The following is a 22,609-nucleotide window of genomic DNA, read 5'->3' as shown; positions in this document are numbered from 1 at the left end:
CTGTCTTCCAAAATTGCGGAAGGCAGGCCTTTTGTTAGATATAGTTGTTTTTAGTATACGGCACCTTCGTAGAAGTCGAAGCGCGGCTTGTTGAAGTTGAAGTCCTTCAGCTGGCTCATCTTGATCACGTTGTCGCTGACGCCCCAGCTCATGAGGTTGATCGGCTTGCCGTAGTCTTCGTCCGGGATGACCAAAAGGACGTACTTGCCTTGGCTCAAGGCGTAACCCAGTTCCATGCCCAGGCCGACGTCTTCTTCGTCAGGGATGTAGACACCCAGCATGATGTCGTTGGTCTTGATCCCGTTCAAGTCGTTGTTGTAGGTGGCCGTAGCCCAAACCTTGTCATGCAGGTATTCCGGGTGTTCATCAACCCGGATACCCTTGTACTGGTTGTCCAGGGGAACGTAGCTGTTTTCCAGGTCAATCGTTGGGTTTTCCTTGAGGGCTTCCATGGCTTCCTTGTAGGCTTTGTTTTGGCGGTCAGTGAACCAGCCGGCACCGAAGTAGATCGTCTTTTTTGGCATATCTTGTATTCCTTTCATGTCCGCTGCGAGATATTGCGTTTTTTTCCTAAAATAACTTTACCATTTTCCGCCCCAGCTGACTAGTCAAAAATTAAGCATCAGCCAAGTTGCCCAACGGCAGAAAGCTTATAATAAAAGTAGTTGTATTTTTGAAAAAAGGGGTGGACTAAAAGTGACTGAAGAACTCTTAAAAGCGGAAAGCTGTTTTGTTTTGCGGGCCGAAGACCGGGCTGACATGTTTGCCCAAGTCTACAAAAAGCTGCTGGAGCAGGGGCTGGTAGCGGCCGGCTTTTTAGACCAGGTGGTGGACAGAGAAGAGGACTTTCCGACCGGCCTGGCCAGCTGCAATCTGGCCCCGGGTCTCCCCAACCTGGCTTTTCCGCACACGGAAGGCTGCTTCGTCAAGCAGCAGCGGGTCGTTCCCATTAAGCTGCTGGCCCCGGTCAGCTTCAAGAGCATGGTCGATCCTAGCCGCGAATTGCCAGTTGGCTTTTGCTTCATGCTGCTGGACCAAAAGGCGGACGGCCAGGCTGAACTTTTAGCCAGAACCATGACCTTCCTCAGCCAGGCTGAACCAGCAGCCCTCAGTTGGATTTTTGCCCAGACTGATCCTGCCGGCTTGTACTCTGCCCTGCGGGAAGAGGGCTTTTAATGATTAATTCACTGGATGGCAGGCCCGGAAGTCCACCTATTTCAATGGGTGGATGGATAGGGTTTGCCATCCTTTTTTGCATTGTAGATCTGATCGTTGATATATCTTTCTATGGTGTCTTTGGACATATTGCCTACAGTCCCAATGTAATAGCTGGATGACCACAAGTTGCCGCCCCAACATTTGTTTTTCCGTACGTCTGGGTGGTCTCGCAAAAATACGTATCCAGTATGGCCCTTGAGAGCTTTCACTACTGAGCTGATAGATTTTGACGGTCTGAAGGAGATCATTGCATGGACATGTTCTGGCATAACTTCTAGTTTCTCAATCTGGATATCATTGCTTGTTGCCGTATCGATAATCAGCTCTTTCATCTCACTTGCCAGTTCGCTAGTCGTGAAGATCTGATTGCGGTATTTAGTGCACCAGATCAGATGATAATGGCAGTTGTAAACATAGCGTTTTGTATAGACAGCATCTTTCATCTTCTCAGTCATTGTCTTACCTCCCATGCAGCTAAACTACAAGCTTTCTTAAACCTTTATTTCAGTCATTGACTGGCTCTGCATGGTATAATTATAGCAAGAAAAGAGGTGAGAAAAAATGGCAAGAAAGCAATTGATGATCTCCATGTCGGATCTTCCTTATCATCTTGGAATTAAGATGAGGATCTACCCAAGCTCCCAGCAGAAAAGAATAATTGCCATCAACTGTGGCGTAAGCCGGGCTGTATACAACAAGCTGATTGCTATAAATTCTGAATTGTTGCATCTTAGAAAAACTGGCATCTATATCCAAACAGTAGCTGAAAGAATTGAGACACTAGAACTGCGGAAAAAGAAGCTGTCTAAGTATTATTCCTATATGTCTGTCAATGACGTTGACAGCTTAGCAGTAGCCCAGGCTAAACTTAACTACAATGCGGCTTGGAATATGTTCAAAAAAATTCACTCTTCCGGCGTTCCCAAATACCACAAGAAAGGCGTAAGCGACAGCTATCAAACTTCTTGTACCTACACAACCGAAAACAAGAAAAAAGGAAACTGTACGCCTTTCTCCGGATCAGTTAGGTTCCTGGACACAAAGCACGTACAATTGCCTAAGCTAGGAAGAATTAGAATAAGTGGATCAAGCTATCGAAAAATTCTTGCGCATAATCCAAATTTCCGGATTGGGACGGCAACGATCAAGTATGATACTTCTGGCTACTATCTCTCTCTTCAGATTGGGGACGTGGCGCCTTTTATCGATCCAAAGCCAAAAACAGGCAAGATCACAGGCATTGACTTGAATACCGACAATTTCTTGACGGACAGCAGCGGTAATGTTATTGACAATCCCCGCTACTACCGGAAATCATTAAAACGGCTGAAAAGCCTGCAAAGGCGGATGTCAAGAAGACAAGTGCGGGCAAAAAAGGAAGGCCGCAAGCTAGCTGAAAGTCGGAATTATCAAAAGTCCCGCCTGCAAGCAGCCCGCCTGCACCAGCACGTCAAAAATCAAAGAGAAGACTTCTTACAGAAATTGAGTACTGCATACATCAATAACCACGACGTAGTAGTGCTTGAGGACTTGAGAGGAAAAAACTTGATGAAAAATCATGCCTTGGCAATGTCAATTGCCGATGTTGGCTGGTACAGCTTCCAGAGAATGCTTGAATACAAAGCAGATCTCTATGGCAAGAAGTACATTGAGATCGACAAGCGCAATACCACTCAGCGCTGCTCTAATTGTGGCAGCATCATGGGGCATAACGGCTATCCAAAGCTTACCTTGAAAGACAGAGAATGGGACTGCCCAATCTGCAAAGCCCATCATATCCGGGACTATAACGCAGCTAAGAACATTCTGGAAAAAGGCATAGCCAAGTTAGAGGAAGAAGAATATTCGATCATTCCTTATAAAAGCTAAAAGAAAAGAGCCTTAGGCAACCCGAGGCTCTATAATATAAATCTGGTAATTAGGGATCCCTGCACCAGCAAATCCCCGTATCTGATTAGTGCAAGCAAAGAGGCAAAAGCCTCTTGCGACTTGCAAGCCCTAGACTTTAGTCTGGGGTTGGTTGACTTCTGGCGCTTATTTCTCCAAGTATATCGTCCGCAAATCCAACAGGTCAGCATTAGAGAGGCCGATCTGCTGGTGCAGGTAGGCATTGATGCTGCCGTAGTCCCGGTTGATGACATTCAGCAGGTACTTGAAGTAGTCCGGCTGCACAGTCTGCAAATCGCGGAAGGTTGCCAGGAGGCTGTCATCAGCTCCGGCGGCCTTTTCCTTGGCCAAAAGCTGGCTGACGAAGTCCTTGATTACTTCATTAGTGAAGAGGTAGTCTTTTTCAATGGTTTTCATCGGTACGCCCAAGGCCGTCAAGATCAGGATTGCCCCGAAACCGGTCCGGTCTTTCCCAGCCGTGCAGTGGAAAAGCACGCTCTCGCCATCTTTTTCATTAGCCAGGAGAACTTCAAACAGGTGCTGGTAGGCCTTGTTGGCGTTCTTCCCGGTTGCCATGTTCTTGTAGGCCCACAGCATCCGCTGGTAGCCCCAGCCTGGATCCTGGCTTTCTCTCGCCATGTCGGAAATGCTCATGGTGGAGTTGGTCAAGTCCTCATCGAAAACCGGGTCGGCAAAGTACTCAACGCCCGCGATCTTCCGGTCCGGCTGCTTGTTCCTTTCAAAACTGGTCCGGAGGTCGATGTCATATTTAAGGCCGTAGTGGCGCAGGTATTCCTGGTCTTCCTTGAGCAGGTCGGCTAAATGCCCGCTCCGGATCAGCTTGTGCATTTTGATCTTTTTGCCGGAAACGGTCTGGTAGCCGCCCAGTTCACGGAAGTTCCGGCCGCCTTTAACGTCCAGCAATTGCTGTTTTAATGAAGTCATTTGTCGAATCCTTTCTTATTTATTTGTCTGTATTTTCTTTTTATTGTTGTCTAGCGGTTGATTTTTTCATCACGCTTAAAAAATGCTTCCCTGCAAGTTTAAGATGTAACAATTTTGCGAAAGCGCATTACTAAACCGTGACTTATGTTAAAATATAGATAAGCGAAATACGTAGATAGTACGGGAGATGAGCACTATGACTGAAGAAAAAATCAAAATTTTGGTACCTGTCGATGGATCTGAATCCGCTGAACGTGCTTTTGACAAGGCCGTGAAGATTGCCGCCAACAACGGCTACCACGTTGATGTTTTGAACGTGATCGACACCCGGCAGTTCATGGGCGAAATGCAGGACACCTTGATCTCAGGCGACACGATCTACCAAATGACCCAAGACTCAGAGGAATACCTCAAGAGCCTCAAGCAATGGGCCCACGACAACCTGGCCTTTGACGACATTGACTACCACATCCGTTACGGCAGCCCGAAGAGAATCATCTCTTACGACTTCGTCAAGGACCACGGCAACAACCTGATCGTGATGGGCGCCACCGGTTTGAACGCCGTTGAGCGGATGCTGATGGGATCAGTTACCGAATACGTCAACCAGCACGCCATGGCCGATGTCTTGATCGTCAGAACTGACGTCAACAACATGCCTGCCAAGTAAGTTGGCTGATAAAAGTATATCTTAAAAAGTGGACGTTTGGAACAATTTCCAAACGTTCTTTTATTTCCCGTTTATTTAATTTGAATTTTACTTTTGTTCGGATTTAAACCGATTAAGTTAGTAGTTTATGTAATTTTTCGCTATTTCATTAACCTTTTGCTGGCAAAATTGGACCGGATCAATTAGTTGGGGTAAAAAAACCGAAAAACGCTTGCCAAAACCCGAATATTTCTGGTAGAATTGTTCCAGAACACAGAAGCGAGATTCGCCTTGCTGTCGTTCCGATGAGATGTATGAGCGTGAGAGCCGGCCCGTTGTGGAGGCTTTTGTGTGGACTTTTCTCTGGCTGCTTTCAAGCTCATCCCTTATGCTGCTGTTGTACTATTTTAACTTTCATTAACCATTTTTCAGGGGGAAATAATGAAAAAGTTCAAGAAAGCATTGTTTGGTGCTTTAACTGTTGCTGCTGCCGTGCTGGCAACTGCTTGCTCTTCAAGCAAGTCATCTTCTTCATCAAAGGGCTACACTCCATCAAAGTCACACCCTTTGACGATCCAGTTTGTTCCTAGTCAAGCTGCTTCCACTTTGGAAGCCAAGGCTAAGCCGCTTGAAAAGATCCTTTCCAAGAAGCTTGGCGTTCCGGTTAAGATCTCAATGTCAACTGACTACAACACGGTTGTCGAAGCCATGAAGTCAAAGAAGGTTGACGTCGGCTTCCTGCCACCGGATGGTTACGTTCTGGCCCACAAGCAAAAGGCTGCTGACGTTCTGCTTCAAGCTCTCCGTTACGGGGTAAAGCAACCAGGCGGTAAGGCAACCAACAAGCTGGTTAAGTTCTACCGGTCAGAAATCCTGGTTAAGAAGGGGTCAAAGATCAAGAGCTGGAAGGACTTGAAGGGCAAGAAGATTGCCGTTCAAAACGCTACTTCTTCAGCGGGCTACATCTTCCCAATCGCTGAATTGAAGGAAAAGGGCCTGGACTTGACTAAGAAGGGCAACGCCAACCTGGTAACTGTAACTGGCCACGACCAAGCCGTGCTTGACGTTCTTAACGGGGACGTTGATGCTGCCTTCACTTTCGAAGACGCACGTAACACTGTTTTGGCCGACCAACCAAACATCATGAAGAAGGTTGTTCCAATCTACTTTACTACGGGCATCCCTAACGACACTATCTCAGTTCGTTCAGACATGAGCAGCTCCTTCCGCAAGAAGCTGTCCAAGGCCTTCGAATCTCTGCGCAAGGACAAGAAGAGTTTGAAGATCATTGAAAGCATCTATAGCCACGAAGGCTACACCCCTTCAAAGGACTCAGACTTCAACATCGTCCGCAAGTACGACAAGATGGCTGCTACCAAGTAGTCATTGATATCACAAAGATTATCAACTGAATACTAATAGTGAAATCGTGCCCCGCTTTAACGTAGGACACGATTTTCAATGAAAAAGGAAATTTAGTTATTTAAGGAGTTATTATCCATGGCAGAACAGCCGATGATCGAAATGAAGAACGTTACCAAGGTCTACGACAATGGTACCGTTGGTTTGAAGAACATCAACCTAAAAATCAACAAGGGTGAGTTCGTGGTAATCGTTGGTCTTTCCGGTGCCGGCAAGTCCACTCTGCTCCGGGCAATCAACCGCCTGCACGACATTTCTGAAGGCGACATCTTGATTGACGGTGAGTCAATCACCAAGGCCAAGAGCAAGAACCTGCGCCTCATGCGGCGCAAGATCGGGATGATCTTCCAAAGCTTCAACCTGGTTAAGCGCTCCAGCGTTTTGCGGAACGTTTTGGCTGGCCGCCTGGCTTACTACCCAACCTGGAAGACTACTTTCAACCTCTTCACTGACGAAGACAAGCAAAGAACTTATGAAGCCCTGCAAAGCGTCGGCATGGCTGAAAAGGTCTACTCCCGGGCTGACGAATTGTCTGGTGGTCAGCAGCAGCGGGTGGCTATCGCCCGGGTGCTGACCCAAAGACCGGAAATCATTCTGGCCGACGAACCAACTGCTTCTTTGGACCCGAAGACTTCCCGCCAGGTTATGGAAGACTTGAAGATGCTGAACGAAAAGTTCGACATGACGGTCGTAGCCAACCTGCACTCAATTGAACTGGCCAAGGACTTCGGCCACCGGGTCATCGGTGTCCGGGCCGGGGAAATCGTTTATGACGGCAAGATGGAAGACACGCCGCAAAGCGTCTTCGACAACATCTACAACGGCGGCAAGGGTAAGGAGGAAGACTAACAATGTCAGCCACTGACCGCGACATGTTAAAACTTCCAAAAAAGAAGTTTAAGATGTGGAACTGGGTCTGGGTCATCTTGATGGTCCTGGGTCTGGTTTTATCTGTTAACAACACGCAGACCAGTCTGCCGGAATTTTTCGCCAACTTTGACCAGTTCGCGGAAATCTTCGTGCAGATGGCTCAGCCGGACTGGTCATATGCCGGCACTGCCATTCCTTACCTGGTGGAAACGATCAAGATGGCCATCATCAGTACGGTTATCGGGTCCCTCTTGGCCTTCGTTTACTCACTTTTGATTGCCAGAAACATTGTCCATAACCGGGCAATTACCGGCGTTCTGCGCTTCATCATGAACATCATCAGAACGATTCCTGACCTGCTCTTGGGTTCAATCTTCGTTGCTGTCGTTGGTATCGGCCCGGTTGCCGGTATCCTGGCCTTGACTGTCTTCACCTTCGGTGTTGTGGTCAAGCTCTTCTACGAAGCCATCGAAACTATTGATCCAGGTCCAAGTGAAGCCATCAAGGCAGTCGGGGGCAACGGGATAAACAATATTATGTTTGCCGTTATGCCGCAGATTCTGCCTTACTTTATCAGCTACGCCCTGTACGCTTTTGAAATCAATGTCCGGGCATCCACGATCCTCGGTTACATCGGTGCCGGTGGTATCGGTCTGCAGCTGAAGAACACTTTGGACATGTTCAACTACAACCAAACGGGGATGATCATCCTGGTTGTCTTCCTGGTTGTTTTGGTCATCGACTTTGTTTCAACTAAAGCAAGGGAGGCTTTGATGCGCTAATGGATACGACAATGAAGAAATTACCACCAAAACCAGTGACGGCCAAGTCCAGAGCTATTAAGTGGGGCGGCTGGATTATTTCCATCGCCATCATTATTTGGTCCTGCACGGGCATCGACTTCGGCGGGATCAAGCCAACTGCCGGCCAGATTACCGGGGCGATGTTCAATGGTCTTTTCCACCCGGACTGGTCATACGTTTATAACGGCAGCGGGGAAGACCTGGTTTCCCAATTGTGGCAGACCTTGTGTATTGCCTTCCTGGGGACTTTTATCTCCGCCATCATTTCAGTTCCTTTTGCCTTCTGGGCAGCCAACACCCGGCACAAGAAGTTCTGGGTATCTGAAAGCGGGAAGATCGTTTTGACTTTCATCAGATCTTTCCCGGAAATCGTTCTGGCCTTGATGTTCATTAAGGCCGTTGGCCCGGGCGCTCCAGCTGGTGCCCTGGCCTTGGGTCTGCACTCAGTCGGGATGCTGGCCATGCTGTTCTCAGAAGCGATTGAAAGTTTGGATGATGGTCCAGCTGAAGCGATTACGGCGGCCGGCGGGTCTAAGTTCAACGTTGCTGTTTTCGCGACCATGCCTGACTTGATGCCAGCCATTGTTTTCAATACCCTTTACCGTTTTGACGTGTCCGTACGGTCCGCTTCTGTTTTGGGTCTGGTTGGGGCCGGTGGTATCGGCTATCCTTTGATCATCGCCTTGAACTACCGGCAATGGAGCCGGGTTGGGATCATACTTTTGGGGATCATCGTTATGGTTGTGGTCATCGACTGGATCTCTGGTGCCATCCGGAAGAAGTTGGTCTAAAAATATATTTGAATAATAACTCTTTGAAAAGCTGTGGCGGTTGCCACGGCTTTTTTCTTTTTTAAGAGAGGTCAACAATCAAGCCATCGACTTTAATCATGGCGCTATTACTTTGATAGTGACAATCATCATTACTTGCTTCTTACTATTGTTGCCTTCCTTAGGCAAAAGAAAGAGGCTCGCGTAAGCCGCGAGCCTCTTTTCTTTATTCTAGTCTGTTGTCTATTGTTTGTTGTCTGTCGCTATTGCTGCTTGTTACTTCAGGTAAGCGTACTTGAAGCTGTAGTTTGCCCCGGCGCCGTTGTAGATCACGCCCTTAACGCTCGGCTTGACCATCCAGGCTTCAACTGGGTGGTAGAGTGGGGTAACCCCTTGTTCTTCCAGCAGGATCTGTTCAGCCTTGGCCAGATCCTTGAAGCGGGTGCTGGTTGAGCCAGTCGTCTTGGAAGCAGCCACGTACTTGTCGTAAGTCTTGTTTGACCACTTGCCGTAGTTGTATGAAGCCCCGGTAGTCTGCAGGTCAAGGAAGGAAATTGGGTCAGCGAAGTCAGCGTTCCAGCCAGTTGAAACAACATCAAAGTTGCCGCTCATCATTTTGTTCAACCGGGTCTTCTTCGGGATGCTTTGCACTTGCACATCGATGCCCAAGTTGTTTTCCAGTTGGCTTTGAACGAATTCAGCTGCCTTCTTGGCCGTGTCATCGTCGTCGCCCAGCAGGGTGAAGGAGATCTTCTTCTTGCCGGTTTCTTTCAATGCTTGCTTGTAAAGCTTCTTGGCTTCCTTAACGTTGTAAGTCGTGGCCTTTTCAGTAGCGGCATTCTTGACCGTGTCCGCGTAGTCCTTGCCGTTAACCGTCGTCATGCCTTCCGGATCAAAAGTCGTGGCTGGAGTAGCCGCCCCGCCCAGAGTTGAAGCAAGTTCCTTGCGGTTGATGGCCATGGAGATGGCGAGACGCAGGTTCTTGTTCTTGAATTCTGGGTGCTTCTTGAGGTTGTAGGACAGGTATTGGGTCGTGGACATCTTGCGTTGGGTGTAGCCGGTCTTGCCCTTCAAAGACTTGGTGGCTTGGGCGTCCAGGAAGGCAGCGTCAAGCTTGCCGCTTTGGTAAAGGTTGTAGTCAGTTGCCGGAGTCTTTTGAACGCTGAACTTGATCGTGTCCAGCTTGACGCTCTTCTTGTCCCAGTAGGTTGGGTTCTTGACCAGCTTCCAGCTCAAGTTGGACCCGGTCCAGCCAACTTGCTTGAATGGACCGTTGTAAACCATGTACTTGGACGCGGTCGCGTACTTAGAGCCGAACTTCTTGACGGCATGTTCATTTTGCGGGAAGAAGAGCGGGAAGGCCATCAACAGCTTGAAGTATGGGATCCGCTTTTCCAAAGTAACGGTCAGCTTGTACTTGCCGTCAGCCTTGATGCCCAAAGCTGCTGGCTTCTTCTTGCCGGAAACGATCGCGTCGGCATTCTTGATGCCGCTGAACAAATAGGCATATTCAGAGGCGGTCTTCGGGTCGATGGTTCTGCGCCATGAATAGACGAAGTCCTTGGCAGTTACCGGATCACCGTTGGACCACTTGGCGTTCTTTCTGATGGTGAAAGTCCAGGTCTTGCCGTCGGCACTGTTCTTGGTGGAAGTGGCCAAAGCATTTTGGACCTTGGCGTTCTTGCCCAGAAGGTAAAGCCCTTCTTCAACGTTGTTGATTTGTTCATATGATGCCTGGTCGGTTGCCTTGGATGCATCCAAGGTCGTCATTTCGGCGGTATTCATCCAGGTAAGGGTCTGCTTCTTGGCACTGCTTTGTGAGCTATTTGACCCGCAGGCGGCCAAAGTAGCCGCGCTAGCTAAGATTACGGCTGAGCTGGCTAAAAGTTTCTTGCTTCTCATATTGTTTACCTTCTTTTTCTCGTAAAACTCATATATTACGACACAGCTTGATAGATGCAGCTAAACTGCTGATCTGAGAGATATTATTAATTATAGCAAATAAATTAAAAAATGCCAGGTGCACTTTAATATTTTTGTCATCAGCCGTGAACTTTCACCATTATATGGAAAAAAGCGCTTTGCCCAAGTAAAAAAAGCTATTCCAGACCGACTTTTTGCTATAATTAGGGTAAGATTGCAAGGAGGACAACATGGAAAAATTAACTACCATGGAGCTGGCTGACGAGTTAGCTGAAGCTCAAGACAAGATTCTTAACGGTGAAGCAAAGCTGGATACCGGCCGGGTTTACCAGGCCATCGATGATTTGGGCGTCTTGAACGATCCCATCAGCAATTACTTCGACCGGACCGAAGATGAATACTATGAAACTGAAAGTGACCACTACCTGGCCTTGACTAATCTGACTGGCAAGCTGGGCGACCTGCACGACCGCATCTTGACCAACCACGTGGACGGTTTCGTTGACAAGGACGAAATCAACCTGACCTACAACCACGAAAATGCCTACGTAGAAGACAATTACGTGCCAAGAACCGACCTGCACGTTTTGGTCTACGGGCTTAAGGTGATCGGGGCGGTTGAAGCCATCGCCGCTGCCGACCTGCGCAACGTCTTGTCCAAGGATGCCGTGCTTTCCTTGGGCCTGGCAGCACACGCATTAGCAGAAAATCTATAATTGAGAGCCGGGGGAGGCCCGGCTTTTTGTGATTTTAGGCTTTTTGGAAGGGTAGAAATGGACCTGTTTAAATACACAAAGCGAATTATTGACAAGGCAGTTGGGGCTTCCAAGCTGCACGCCGTGCAAAAGAATGACGGCGAGCTCCTGGATCCCATGCAGAAGTATCTGACGGTAGGGGAGTACCATGTCGATGCTCGCGACGCCACGCCTGACGGCCGGCCGTTTACCTTGACGGTCTACCAAGATGACCAGGGCATCCTGCACCAGGCACTCAGTCCGGAAAGCACTGACAGCCTGGCCGCTGAATACGACCGGAAATTCGTGCCGGAACTGAACCGCTTCAAGGCTTTCCGCAGCCGGAAAACGGGCCGGCGCTATGTCGTGGAAGACTACCTGGCCCGCTTTGTCAGCGACGTGAAAAAGGAAATCCGGGAAGGAGACGACTCTGTCAATATCGGGGTCATTACCGACACCCACTTCAAGAACGTTGACAGCCTGGACTTCTATGGCTGGAACGGCTTGATGCATGTCAAAGAGTTTTCCTACCTGGACCAGCTGGATATTTTGGACCTCAAATGCCACCTGGGCGACTGGATCGACGGCTCTGACGCCGGCCTCATCAGCGAAAGCGAACTGATGAAGCTGCGGGACTCCTTTAAGTCCAGCAAGGTGCCTTACCTCATGATCAAGGGCAACCATGACGAAAATGACAAGTTTGACGAGCACCATGACTTGAAGGCCAGCTTCCCGGAGCGGGAGTTTGAGAAGATTATGTGGCCGGAGATGTACCGGCAACGGGAATTGGGCTATGTTTCCCGCCAGCATGGGGTGGCCTGGTTTGACCAGGGCCATGTCCGGGTGATCAGTCTGAATACGTCAGACATTCCCTACATTTTGGATGAAAAAGGGCAGAAAAAGTACGATGCTAAATTGACCCTGGGGGTACGGGAAGACCAGGTGCAGGAACTGATCGAAATCCTGCAGCAGTCAAGCGGCAAGCAAGTTATCCTGCTCAGCCACGCCAACCCGATCAACCGGAAGGGCGGCAATGCCTTGAAGTACAACGGGCGGTCCCTGCATGAACTCTTGGTGGCCTTCAACCAGAAGGAAAAGGGCCGGATGCACTCCAGCAAGGACGTGCCGGCGGAATTCCGCTTGAGCAACGACTTTGACTTCACCGAGGTCAAGGATGCCCGGATCATCGCCTACTTCTGCGGCCACCGGCATGTGGAAGACCAGTACCGGATCAACGGCATCCAGTACGTTCTGTTCAACTGCTCAGCCTTGATGGGACCCAACCACCAGCTGACGAACAAGTATAACAAGAACTTAAACCGGAAGATGGACCACCAGAATGAATTTGCCGGCTATGTCGTCAACGTGGACCTTTTAAGACGGCGGATCAAGGTCTTTGGCTATGGGGCCGCGACCAGACGGAGAATTTTTTTCATTTAAGTAAAGATTGACAAGGACTCTGTAAACATTAGAGCCCTTGTTTTATAATAAGAAGTTGACTTTATAGAAACTAACTAGAATTAAGGAGGAGAAAACATGTGCGGAATTGTCGCCTTTTACGATCCAGAAATCAATAACAAGCAGGCGGCCATCGGCAAGATGATGGCTACCATCCAACACCGGGGACCAAGCAGTGACGGGATGTACACCAACGACAAGGTGGCCCTTGGTTTCAGAAGACTGTCGATTATCGACCTGCGGGGCGGTAGTCAGCCAATCTACAACGAAGACTGCAGCCGGGCGATCATTTTCAACGGGGAAATCTACAACTTCAAGCCCTTAAGAGAGGAACTGATCAAGGCGGGCCACACCTTCTCCACCAAGGCCGACACTGAAGTCATCCTGCACGGCTATGAAGAATGGGGGATGGACGGGATCCTTAAGCGGGTCCGGGGGATGTTCGCCTTCATTATCTGGGACGACAATACCCAGACCATGTACGGGGCCCGGGACTTCTTCGGGATCAAGCCGATGTACTACCAGGACGTGGACGGTCACCTTTTGGTCGGCTCAGAATTGAAGAGCTTTTTGCCCTTCCCTCATTTTAAAAAGGAACTGAATACCGAAGCCGTCAAGCCATACCTGATGAACCAGTACAACGACCTTAAGGAAACCTTCTTCAAGGGCGTCTACCGCTTCCAGCCAGGTCACTGGTTTGAATACAAGGACGGCAAGATGAAGACCCACCAGTACTGGGATGCCGAATACAAGGACAACAACCTTTCCTTTGAAGAAACAGTCAAGAAGATCAACGAAGACTTGAAGGAAACGGTTGACCTTTACCGCAACGCCGACGTTAAGGTCGGGGCCTTCCTTAGTGAAGGGGTTGACTCCAGCTTCCTGACGGCCCTTTTGGACCCGGATGAAGTCTTCTCCATCGGCTTTGACGACAGCACCTACGATGAAGCTTCCAAGGCCAAGGCCCTGGCCGACATCAACGGCTGGCACTTCTACGCTGACAAGGTCTACTCAGAAGAAGCCATGCGGGACTTCCCGGAAATGCAGTACCACATGGACGAACCAGACGCCAACCCGTCAATCATTCCTTTGTGGTACCTGTGCAAATTGGCCAGAAAGCACGTGACTGTTGCCCTGTCCGGGGAAGGGGCCGATGAGCTTTTTGCCGGCTATGTCAACTACGGGATGCACACCCACAACAATGTCATCAAGGTCTTTACCGACAAGCTGAAGAAGCTGCCAAAGGGTAAGCGGGTTAAGCTGGCTCATAAGATCAAGAAGATGCCAAACTTCCCGGGCAAGGTGCACCTTTACACCAACCTGGCTGAACCAAGCGAATTCTACGTGGGCCAGTCAGTCATCTACGACATGGACTACCCGACCATCTTCACTTCCAAGGACGCTAATGCTGTCTTGCAGCCGAGCTACCGGAACAAGCTGACGGTTAACGGTAACTACCAGGAAGACTTCAAGAAGGTCAAGGACCTGGACAATGTCAAGCAGATGCAGTACATCGACCTGCACCACTTCATGCTCAACGACATCGAGCAGAAGGCTGACAAGATTTCCATGGCCCACTCCCTGGAACTCCGGGTGCCTTACCTGGACGTGAAGATCGCCAAACTGGCCAACTCTATTCCAAGCAAGTACCTGGTCAACAAATACGACACCAAGTACGCCCTGCGCAAGGCCTCAGAACAGGTCCTGCCGGATGAATGGGCCAAGCGGCCGAAGCTGGGCTTCCCGACGCCAATTAAGCAATGGCTGCAGGAAGAGCGTTTCTACAAGCAGGTCAGAGACCTCTTCAGCGAAGACTTCGTCAATGATATTTTTGAACAAAAGAAGATCCTGGACCTACTGGATGAGAACTACAATGGGGACGGTTCTCACCGCCGGCAGATCTGGGCAATCTACACCTTCCTGGTTTGGTACAAGCTCTTCTTCGTTGACTACGAGGAAACCGTGCGCAAGTACCAGCACGTGCAGCCGGAAGTGGCCAGCTTGATCTCCCAGGGCAAGCTGCTCTAATCCAAAAAGAAGAGAAAGAGAATTTAATTACTAATGGCTAAATTTACACCAATTTTGCTTGGCAGCGACATCAACGTCTACGGGATGGCGCGGTCTTTTAACGAAGCATACGGCATCAAGGTCCAGGCTTGGGCGGCAACGCAATTGGCGGCCACCCGCTATTCCAAGATCGTGGACGTTGAAGTGCACCCTGGTTTTTCCGAAGACCCGGGCTTCATGGAAGTCATGCAGGAAAAAATCAAGGAATACAAGAATCATGAAGAGCCAGTCATTCTGATTGCTTGTGGGGACGGCTATGCAGAACTTTTGGCTAAGCACAAGCAAGAACTGGAAGGGACCTTCGTCGTTCCTTACATCGACTACCAGCTTTTGGAAAAGCTGATCTCTAAGGAAGGCTTCTACGAAGTCTGTGAAGAATACGGCCTGCCTTACCCGAAGACCAAGATCATCAAGCTGGCTGACTACCAGGATGGGTCATACGCCGACGTGCCTTTTGCCTTCCCGGTTGCCTTGAAGCCGGAAGACCCGGTTTCCTGGCTGGATGTCCAGTTTGAAGGGCGGAAGAAGGCTTTTGTCATCAAGGACCTGGCTGAATTCAAGGACATTGTGGGCAAGATCTACACCAATGGCTACAAGGAAGACTTGATTCTGCAGGACTTCATCCCGGGCGACGACTCCAACATGCGGGTCTTGAACGCCTACGTGGACAAGAATCACCAGGTCAAGATGATGTGCCTGGGCCACCCGCTTTTGGAAGACCCGACTCCGCAGTCAATCGGGAACTACATGGCTATTTTGCCGGCCTATGATGAAAAGCTTTACGAGACCGTCCAGACCTTCCTGGAGAAGATCAACTATGTCGGCATGGCCAACTTCGACATCAAGTACGATGCTCGCGACGGCCAGTACAAGTTCTTTGAAATCAACCTCCGCCAAGGCCGGTCCAGCTTCTACGTGACCTTGAACGGCTACAACCTGGCCAAGTGGTACGTTGACGACTACGCTGAAGACACCTTGGCCGGCCAGGAGACCGTCTATGCCAACAAGCTGGAGAGCAGCCACATGCTCTGGCTGGGCGTGCCGGAGAAGATCTTCAAGGAATACGCGGTCGACAACGAGGCCAAGCAGGCGGCCTTGAAACTGATCGATGCCGGCCAGGTGGGGACGACCGTCTTCTACGACCAGGACAGCTCCTTTAAGCGCTGGCTCTTGATGAAGTACATGTTCCACAACTACTACAAGCGCTTCAAGACCTACTTCCAGGTCAACAAGGGCCAGTACTTCGATAAATAGCCAATACTTTTATAAGCTCTTGATGAAAATCAAGGGCTTTTTTCATCTTTTTTAAATTCTTGAAGGACTTTAGCAAAAGGCTAAAAATATTTGCTCAAGCAAAATATTCTTTTTTTAAAAATATACGGGCTCCAAGTCCCGTGACAACTGAATTCTCTCCTGTCATTTAACAGAAATGGGTCTTTGTATAGACCACAATATCTGGTATTTTGTGCTATGCTTATCTCATGAACTAAACAAGATGTGGTGGTTATCCACACTTAATCCACAGGATAGTCTGGTTCTTGTGAGTAACTCGCTTAAACAGCCCCAGAGGCTGGATGTAAAAAGGCAAGGTATTTTTGAGAGATAAGAGGTTGATTGTCATGTTAAAGCCAGCGGCAGAAACTGTGAGCCTGAATTTCGCTAATGCGCCAAAGAAGTTCATCAAGCGCGATGGCGCCCCATTTAAATTTGAACAATTCAAGCTGGAAATGGTTCTGGATGAACTTGGCCTGGAAGACAGCGAAATCAAGGCTGCCGTTTTGAGCAAGGTTTACGCCAAGCTGGCCACCTACACGGTTGACGCCGTTCAAGTTCACGCTGCCTTCAGAGCCAGCTTGAACGAACTGGGCTATCTGAATGAAGCCGAGGAATACGAAGCCAAGCGGCAGGAAGACGAAGCCGACTGGCGGGCAGAAACTGACACCAAGCAGCGTCTGGCCAAGCTGGTCGACAAGGACCCAAGCATCGTCCACGAAAATGCCAACAAGGACTCTGACGTCTTTGCCACCCAGCGGGACTTGACTGCCGGGACTGTGGGCAAGACGGTTGGTCTGACCATGATGCCTCAGCACATCGCCAAGGCCCACCTGCGGGGGGACATCCACTGGCACGACCTGGACTACACTCCTCTTTCACCAATGTCCAACTGCTGCCTGATTGACTTTGACTACATGCTCAACCACGGCTTCAAGATCGGCAACGCCTTCGTGGAAGTACCGAACTCCATCCGGGTGGCCACCAGCCAGGTAGCCCAGATCATCACCAGCGTGGCTTCCAGCCAATACGGCGGCTGCTCTTTTGACCGTTGCGACGAAGTCCTGGCGCCTTTTGCCGAAAAGGACTACAAAAAGCACCTGGAAGAAGGGCGTGAGTTCATCGACGACGAAGACAAGGTAAAGGCTTTTGCCAAGAAGCGGACCCAAAAGGACATTTACGACGCTATGCAGAGCCTGGAATACGAGATCAACACCATGTTCTCCAGCCAGGGGCAGACTCCTTTCACCACCTTGGGCTTTGGCTTAGGGACCAACTGGATTGAAAGAGAAATCCAAAGGGACATCCTGCAGGTCCGGATCGAAGGCCTGGGCCGGGAACACCGGACGGCCATCTTCCCGAAGCTGGTCTTCAGCTTGAAGAAGGGGCTTAACCTCCACCCAGGCGACCCGAACTACGACATCAAGAAGCTGGCCCTGGAATGTGCTACCAAGCGGATGTACCCAGACGTTTTGAGCTACGACAAGATCATTGACATCACTGGCTCCTTCAAGGCCCCGATGGGCTGCCGGTCCTTCCTGCAAGGCTGGAAGGATGAACAGGGCCGGGAAGTCAACTCCGGGCGAATGAACCTGGGCGTGGTTACCTTAAACCTGCCAAGAATCGCCATGGAAAGCCAGGGCGACATGGACCGCTTCTGGGAAATCTTCAATGACCGCCTGGAACTGGGCCGGCAAGCCTGCGAATACAAGGCCAAGAAGGTCACTGAAGCTAAGCCAGTCAACGCTCCAACCCTGTATGAATACGGCGCCTTTGGCCAAGGGGTTGGCGATGACGGCGACGTCAACGACTTCTTCAAGAACGGCCGGGCCACGGTTTCCCTGGGCTACATCGGCCTTTACGAAGTCGGCACGGTCTTCTACGGGCCAGACTGGGAAAAGGACCCGGAAGCCAAGGCCTTCACTTTGGAAGTGGTCAAGAAGATGCATGATGCCTGCGCCAAGTGGGAAAAGGAAGACCCGAACCACTACCACTACAGCGTCTACTCCACCCCAAGTGAAAGTCTGACTGACCGCTTCTGCCGCCTGGACACGGAGAAGTTCGGCAAGGTCAAGGACATCACGGACAAGGAATACTACACCAACTCCTTCCACTACGACGTCCGCAAGCACCCGACCCCATTTGAAAAGCTAGACTTTGAAAAGGACTACCCATACTACGCTGCCGGTGGTTTCATCCACTACTGCGAATACCCGAACCTGAAGCAAAACCCGGCCGCTCTGGAAGCTGTCTGGGACTGGGCTTACGACAGAGTCGGCTACCTGGGTACCAACACCCCGATCGACAAGTGCTACGAATGCGGCTTTGCCGGCGAGTTCAAGTCAACCGCCAAGGGCTTTGAATGTCCGCAATGCGGCAACCACAACCCGGAAACCTGCGACTGCGTCAAGCGGACTTGCGGCTACCTGGGCAACCCGCTGAAGCGGCCAATGGTCCACGGCCGGCATGAAGAAATCGCCCACCGGGCCAAGCACATGAGCTTGGGCATGGTCAGCGAGGAAGCCAGCCTGGAAAAGCAGAAGAACAGCCAATACTAAACGAAAAGAATTATACTAATAGGCAGGAATCATTCCTGCCTATTTTTTATCGAAAGCAAAGGAGAAGCGAGATGCCAGAGAAAGACAAGAATCAGCAAGAAGGCCCTGACGTCCGGGACAACCTGATCCGGATCAGCGTCGGCGGGGAAACGGTCTTTGTGGACGCCAATCAGTACAAGGCTAAAAATGCCGGCCAGACGGCCAAGCCCCGGAAGATGAAGCGCCAGCCCAAGAATCCCAAGCCGGGCGAATGGATCTCAGAAGACTACAGCAAGCATAAGATTGCCGACTACAAGCCCTTCAACTTCGTTGACGGGGAAGGGGTCCGCTGCTCCTTATACGTGTCCGGCTGCCTCTTTGACTGCCCGGGCTGCTACAACCTGGCCGCCCAGAACTTCAACTACGGCCGTCCCTACACCCAGGAATTGGAAGACCAGATTATCGCGGATATCGGCCAGTCCTATGTTCAAGGGCTGACCTTGCTTGGCGGGGAACCCTTTTTGAATACCTGGGTCTGCAACCGGATCATCGACCGGGTCCGGGCCGAATACGGCCACAGCAAGGACATCTGGTCCTGGTCCGGCTATACCTGGGAGGAACTCTTAAAGGAGACCCCGGACAAGGTGGAAATGCTCAAGAAGCTAGACATCCTGGTTGACGGCCGCTTTATGGACAACTTGAAGGACCTGACCCTGCAGTTCAGAGGGTCCAGCAATCAGCGGATCATTGACGTGCAGAAGTCCCTCAAGACCCCGGACCTGCACCCGGTCATCTGGGACAAGCTGCAGAGATAGTTTTTTAGCGAGGAAAAAATGAACGAAGAAAAACGCGCCTTGGTTAACCAGGTCATCGGTCAGCTGCAGACCGTCATCGACCCGGAGCTCCTGGTCAATGTGGTCGACCTGGGCCTCATCTACGGAGTCGACATCGATGATGAGGGCAACTGCCTGGTGACCATGACCTTGACCACAGCCGGCTGCCCCTTAAACGACTACCTTAACCGGGAAATCCGCCAGGCGGTGGGCCAGCTGGCCGCCATCAAGCAGGTGGACATCAAGCTGGTCTGGTACCCGGTCTGGACCCCGGACCGCTTAAGCGAGCAGGCGAAAAAGCAGCTGGGCATCAAGGAAGAGCCGGCTCCGGCGGCTAAGGAGATCAACCTCCACCAGCCGATCAAGACTTTCGCTGACCAGTATCCGGAATTTACCGAAGATATGGCCGAGATCGGCTTCAACCGGATCAAGATTCCGGGCATGCTGGACACGGTGGGCCGGCTGATGACCCTGCCGATGGGCTGCCGGGCCATGGGCTTTGACTTGGAAGAGGTCAAGGAGAAGCTGCGCTTGAAGGGATACGAGGTGACTGAGTGATGACCATGTCTTTAAAGGAGAGGCAGGAGAAGCTGCTGGAGATCTTGCGCCTTTTGCGGGACAAGGGGGACTTTGACCAGGCCAAGGCCATGTTCAACGAGGCTTTTTCTTCAGTCTCAGTCAAGGAAATCACGGAAGCTGAGCGGGCCTTGATCGCCGGTGGCCTCAACCCCCAGGAAATCCAGAACTTGTGCACGGTCCACGCGGAAGTCTTCCGGGGATCGATCGGCGAGCAGGAAGCAGGGGAGGCTTTTGCCCGGCCCGGCCACCCGGTCCAGACCTTGAAGCAGGAGAATGTCGTTTTGACCTCTCTGGTTAACGATGCCCTTTTACCAGACCTGGCCAAGTATGAAGCAAAGCCAGCCCCGGAACTTTTAGCCAAAATCAAGCAGGAGCTGGCAGACCTGGCCCAAGTAGACAAGCACTATACCAGAAAAGAAATCTCCATGTTTCCCTTGATGACCAAGTACGGCATCACAGCCCCGCCCCAGGTCATGTGGGGGGTAGACGATGATATCCGGGCCTGGATCAAGGAGGCCCGGCAGGCGGCTGAAACGGGCGAGGCAGAACTTTTGGCCAAAAAGATCAAGCAGGCGGCCAAGGAAGTCACCGAAATGATCTTCAAGGAAGAGGCGATCATGCTGCCGCTCTTGACGGAAGTGGCGACGCCGGCCGACTGGCTTAGGGTCAAGGAAGACGAGCCCCGGGTGGGCTACTGCTTGATTCCCAATCCGCCAGCCTGGCGGCCATCCGCGGCCGAACTGGCTGAGAAAAAGGCAGCCGACCCGGCGGCGATCGCCAAGTGGAATGACCAGATCGGGGCTTTTGCCGGCCAGCTGGGCGGCAATGAAGCCGAAAACTACCAAAAGCTGGTGGAAGTCGAGCAGGCGGAGGAAAAAGCCCGGCCGGCCCTGACGGAGTCCTTTATTGAGTTCGCGGAAGGCAGCCTCAGCTATGAGCAGCTCTCGGCCGTCCTGGACCTTTTGCCCCTGGACCTGGTCTTTGTGGACAAGGACGACGTCATCCGCTACTTTGGCGGCAGCTGCGGCTTTTATCCCCATTCGAAAAACGACCTGGGCATGAACCTGTTTAGCATTCACATGCCAAAAAGCGTGCCCAAGGTCAAGGCCATCGTGGATGACCTGAGAAGCGGGAGAAAGGACAAGCATGCCTTCTGGTTTGAAGTCCGGGGCCGCTTCGTCTATATCCAATACCTGGCGGTCAGAAACAAGGCCGGGGAATATCTGGGCGTTTTGGAAGTCTTGCAGGATATTACCGACCTGCGCGCATTGCAAGGAAAGAAGAAAGAGTTGTAGAATTATAATAAAGAGAGAAGCCATGGCTTGCTGAGTCGTGGTTTTCTTATTGCCTGGAGTATTTTTAGCAATTAAATTTAGAAAAGGAGGAATGGATAAATGAAAACTAAACACGGACAGAGCCAGTTGCCGGAAATCGCGCTGCCCTGGCTGGTCGTGGCTGAACTGGCTACTTGGATCGGGGCCAGCTTCATTTGGCCACTGACTTCCGTTTACCTAAACAAGCGGTTGGGGATCAGTCTGTCGGTAATCGGGATCGTCCTCTTCTGCAACTGCGTGGCCAACATGCTGGGGTCAACCATCAGCGGCCGGCTTTTTGACCGGCTCAATCCTTATCCTTTGATTACGGGCGGGATGCTGCTGGATGCTTTGGTCCTGTTGGCCATGGCCTTCTTCCATGGCTGGCCGGTTTACTGGGTCTGGCTGGTCTGCACGGGCTTTTTAGGGGGCTGGAACGGGGCCCTGGTCAATTCCATCGCCACCAGCCTGCGCAAGTATCCGGGCCGGTATGTCTTCAATATTCTATACTTCTCCCAGAACCTGGGGGTGGTAATCGGGACCTTGGTTGTCGGCTACCTTTACGACTACTCAATTGAGCTGCTCTTTATCATTGCCAGCTGCCTTTTCTTGATCGGGACTTTAGTTGCCTTCTGCAAGTTTAAGCCGATCGTGGCCTACCATGCCCGCCGGCAGGAGCAGAAGAAGACTGGCCAAACCCCGCTGAAGGCGGAAAAGATGCCAAAGGCCAACTTCTGGATGACCATGGGCTTCTTCATCACCCTGGGGGTGACCTGGCTGATGTACATGAACTGGGAGTCCAACCTGTCCGTTTACATGGTCAGCCTGGGGATTCCTTTCCACCTTTACTCAACTTTATGGACGATCAACGCCGGCATCATCGTGGTCGTGCAGCTGATTTTGGTCCGCTTCCCGCGGATCTTCAAGAGCATCTACCAGCAGATCTACTTCGGGATCTTCATGTTTGCCGTGTCCTGGCTGACCTTGATTTTCGCCAAGACCTACCCGGGCTTCGTCTTGTCCATGTCGATCCTGACCTTGGGTGAATCGACGGCCTTTTCCGCCATTCCGGCCTATGTCAACGACATGTCGCCGTACTCCAGCAAGGGCAAGTACCAGGGGATGACCCTGGTGGCTAGCGGGATCGGCCGGGCCTTCGGGCCGCTTTTCGGCGGGACCTTGATCGACCTCTTCGGCTACAAGACCATGTTTGTAGTCGCCAGCTGCGGCATCCTCCTTTGCCTTTTGGCCCTCTTGCCGCTGAGAACAAAGCTGAAGGACCAGGTGCAGTTCTTCAAGTAGGAATTTTTAGCATTTTTTTGCACTTTG

General features: G+C 51.0%; 20 protein-coding genes. 16 read left to right on the top strand and 4 right to left on the bottom strand.

The genetic code is table 11. From position 1 onward, the window contains the following. Window positions 1-50 precede the first annotated feature (50 nt). Window positions 51-524: a nucleoside 2-deoxyribosyltransferase gene (locus DS743_RS07305; RefSeq protein WP_035184009.1), complete on the bottom strand. Its 474-nt coding sequence runs from the start codon at window positions 522-524 to the stop codon at window positions 51-53. 172 nt (window positions 525-696) lie between these two features. On the opposite strand from DS743_RS07305, the gene DS743_RS07300 reads away from it, so the two are divergent. Continuing rightward, on the top strand, window positions 697-1,176 hold the full coding sequence (locus DS743_RS07300; RefSeq protein WP_035183996.1) for a PTS sugar transporter subunit IIA: 480 nt from the start codon (window positions 697-699) through the stop codon (window positions 1,174-1,176). A gap of 41 nt (window positions 1,177-1,217) precedes the next feature. Here DS743_RS07300 and tnpA read toward each other — a convergent pair whose 3' ends face one another. Continuing rightward, the gene (tnpA, locus tag DS743_RS07295; protein ID WP_003611630.1) at window positions 1,218-1,673 is read right to left on the bottom strand and encodes an IS200/IS605 family transposase; all 456 of its coding nucleotides are present in this window, start codon (window positions 1,671-1,673) and stop codon (window positions 1,218-1,220) included. A gap of 124 nt (window positions 1,674-1,797) precedes the next feature. Between tnpA and DS743_RS07290 the strand changes: the two genes are divergently transcribed. Next, window positions 1,798-3,087 carry an RNA-guided endonuclease InsQ/TnpB family protein gene (locus DS743_RS07290; protein WP_035174909.1) on the top strand — a complete coding sequence of 430 codons (1,290 nt, stop codon included), beginning with the start codon at window positions 1,798-1,800 and terminating at the stop codon, window positions 3,085-3,087. Between the two features lie 165 nt (window positions 3,088-3,252). On the opposite strand, the gene DS743_RS07285 is transcribed toward DS743_RS07290, so the two are convergent. Beyond that, window positions 3,253-4,050, bottom strand: coding sequence for a tyrosine-protein phosphatase (locus tag DS743_RS07285; protein ID WP_035183993.1), 798 nt, complete (start codon window positions 4,048-4,050; stop codon window positions 3,253-3,255). A 196-nt stretch (window positions 4,051-4,246) separates the two neighbouring features. Here DS743_RS07285 and DS743_RS07280 point away from each other — a divergent pair, with 196 nt between their 5' ends. The 5 genes from DS743_RS07280 (at window position 4,247) to phnE (DS743_RS07260) (ending at window position 8,585) form a co-directional block, all read left to right on the top strand. After that, the gene (locus tag DS743_RS07280) at window positions 4,247-4,720 is read left to right on the top strand and encodes a universal stress protein (protein WP_003611675.1); all 474 of its coding nucleotides are present in this window, start codon (window positions 4,247-4,249) and stop codon (window positions 4,718-4,720) included. 420 nt (window positions 4,721-5,140) lie between these two features. Continuing rightward, complete coding sequence (locus DS743_RS07275) at window positions 5,141-6,082, top strand: phosphate/phosphite/phosphonate ABC transporter substrate-binding protein (protein ID WP_035183991.1); 942 nt, start codon at window positions 5,141-5,143, stop codon at window positions 6,080-6,082. A 117-nt stretch (window positions 6,083-6,199) separates the two neighbouring features. Next, on the top strand, window positions 6,200-6,970 hold the full coding sequence (gene phnC / locus DS743_RS07270; RefSeq protein WP_002877846.1) for a phosphonate ABC transporter ATP-binding protein: 771 nt from the start codon (window positions 6,200-6,202) through the stop codon (window positions 6,968-6,970). A gap of 2 nt (window positions 6,971-6,972) precedes the next feature. Continuing rightward, window positions 6,973-7,773: a phosphonate ABC transporter, permease protein PhnE gene (phnE, locus tag DS743_RS07265; protein ID WP_003616679.1), complete on the top strand. Its 801-nt coding sequence runs from the start codon at window positions 6,973-6,975 to the stop codon at window positions 7,771-7,773. Continuing rightward, a complete protein-coding gene (gene phnE, locus DS743_RS07260; protein WP_141372465.1) occupies window positions 7,773-8,585 on the top strand; it encodes a phosphonate ABC transporter, permease protein PhnE in 813 nt (270 codons plus the stop codon). The genes phnE (DS743_RS07265) and phnE (DS743_RS07260) overlap by 1 nt, the downstream gene beginning before the upstream one ends. Before the next feature lie 255 nt (window positions 8,586-8,840). Here the strand turns inward: phnE (DS743_RS07260) and DS743_RS07255 are convergent, their stop codons facing one another. Beyond that, complete coding sequence (locus DS743_RS07255) at window positions 8,841-10,466, bottom strand: peptide ABC transporter substrate-binding protein (protein ID WP_035183986.1); 1,626 nt, start codon at window positions 10,464-10,466, stop codon at window positions 8,841-8,843. A gap of 251 nt (window positions 10,467-10,717) precedes the next feature. On the opposite strand from DS743_RS07255, the gene DS743_RS07250 reads away from it, so the two are divergent. The 9 genes from DS743_RS07250 (at window position 10,718) to DS743_RS07210 (ending at window position 22,582) form a co-directional block, all read left to right on the top strand. Beyond that, on the top strand, window positions 10,718-11,203 hold the full coding sequence (locus tag DS743_RS07250; protein WP_003614491.1) for a hypothetical protein: 486 nt from the start codon (window positions 10,718-10,720) through the stop codon (window positions 11,201-11,203). A gap of 57 nt (window positions 11,204-11,260) precedes the next feature. Then, window positions 11,261-12,661 carry a metallophosphoesterase family protein gene (locus DS743_RS07245; protein ID WP_141372463.1) on the top strand — a complete coding sequence of 467 codons (1,401 nt, stop codon included), beginning with the start codon at window positions 11,261-11,263 and terminating at the stop codon, window positions 12,659-12,661. 96 nt (window positions 12,662-12,757) lie between these two features. Next, complete coding sequence (gene asnB, locus DS743_RS07240) at window positions 12,758-14,707, top strand: asparagine synthase (glutamine-hydrolyzing) (RefSeq protein ID WP_035183983.1); 1,950 nt, start codon at window positions 12,758-12,760, stop codon at window positions 14,705-14,707. Window positions 14,708-14,740: 33 nt separating this feature from the next. After that, the gene (locus tag DS743_RS07235) at window positions 14,741-16,000 is read left to right on the top strand and encodes a carboxylate--amine ligase (RefSeq protein ID WP_035183980.1); all 1,260 of its coding nucleotides are present in this window, start codon (window positions 14,741-14,743) and stop codon (window positions 15,998-16,000) included. A gap of 365 nt (window positions 16,001-16,365) precedes the next feature. Then, on the top strand, window positions 16,366-18,576 hold the full coding sequence (nrdD, locus tag DS743_RS07230) for an anaerobic ribonucleoside-triphosphate reductase (RefSeq protein WP_035183978.1): 2,211 nt from the start codon (window positions 16,366-16,368) through the stop codon (window positions 18,574-18,576). A 71-nt stretch (window positions 18,577-18,647) separates the two neighbouring features. Then, the gene (gene nrdG / locus DS743_RS07225) at window positions 18,648-19,370 is read left to right on the top strand and encodes an anaerobic ribonucleoside-triphosphate reductase activating protein (protein ID WP_003614463.1); all 723 of its coding nucleotides are present in this window, start codon (window positions 18,648-18,650) and stop codon (window positions 19,368-19,370) included. 18 nt (window positions 19,371-19,388) lie between these two features. Further along, complete coding sequence (locus DS743_RS07220) at window positions 19,389-19,946, top strand: iron-sulfur cluster assembly protein (protein ID WP_002877862.1); 558 nt, start codon at window positions 19,389-19,391, stop codon at window positions 19,944-19,946. Then, a complete protein-coding gene (locus DS743_RS07215) occupies window positions 19,946-21,262 on the top strand; it encodes a DUF438 domain-containing protein (RefSeq protein WP_035183975.1) in 1,317 nt (438 codons plus the stop codon). The genes DS743_RS07220 and DS743_RS07215 overlap by 1 nt, the downstream gene beginning before the upstream one ends. Before the next feature lie 99 nt (window positions 21,263-21,361). Next, window positions 21,362-22,582, top strand: a complete 1,221-nt coding sequence (locus DS743_RS07210; RefSeq protein WP_035183972.1) for an MDR family MFS transporter — start codon at window positions 21,362-21,364, stop codon at window positions 22,580-22,582. The last annotated feature ends 27 nt before the right edge of the window (window positions 22,583-22,609 follow it).

The sequence above is a fragment of the Lactobacillus leichmannii genome, assembly GCF_024701915.1.
Taxonomy (GTDB): domain Bacteria; phylum Bacillota; class Bacilli; order Lactobacillales; family Lactobacillaceae; genus Lactobacillus; species Lactobacillus delbrueckii.
The sequence above is the reverse complement of the archived record's forward strand: the minus strand, read 5'-3'. Positions and strand labels throughout refer to the sequence as shown.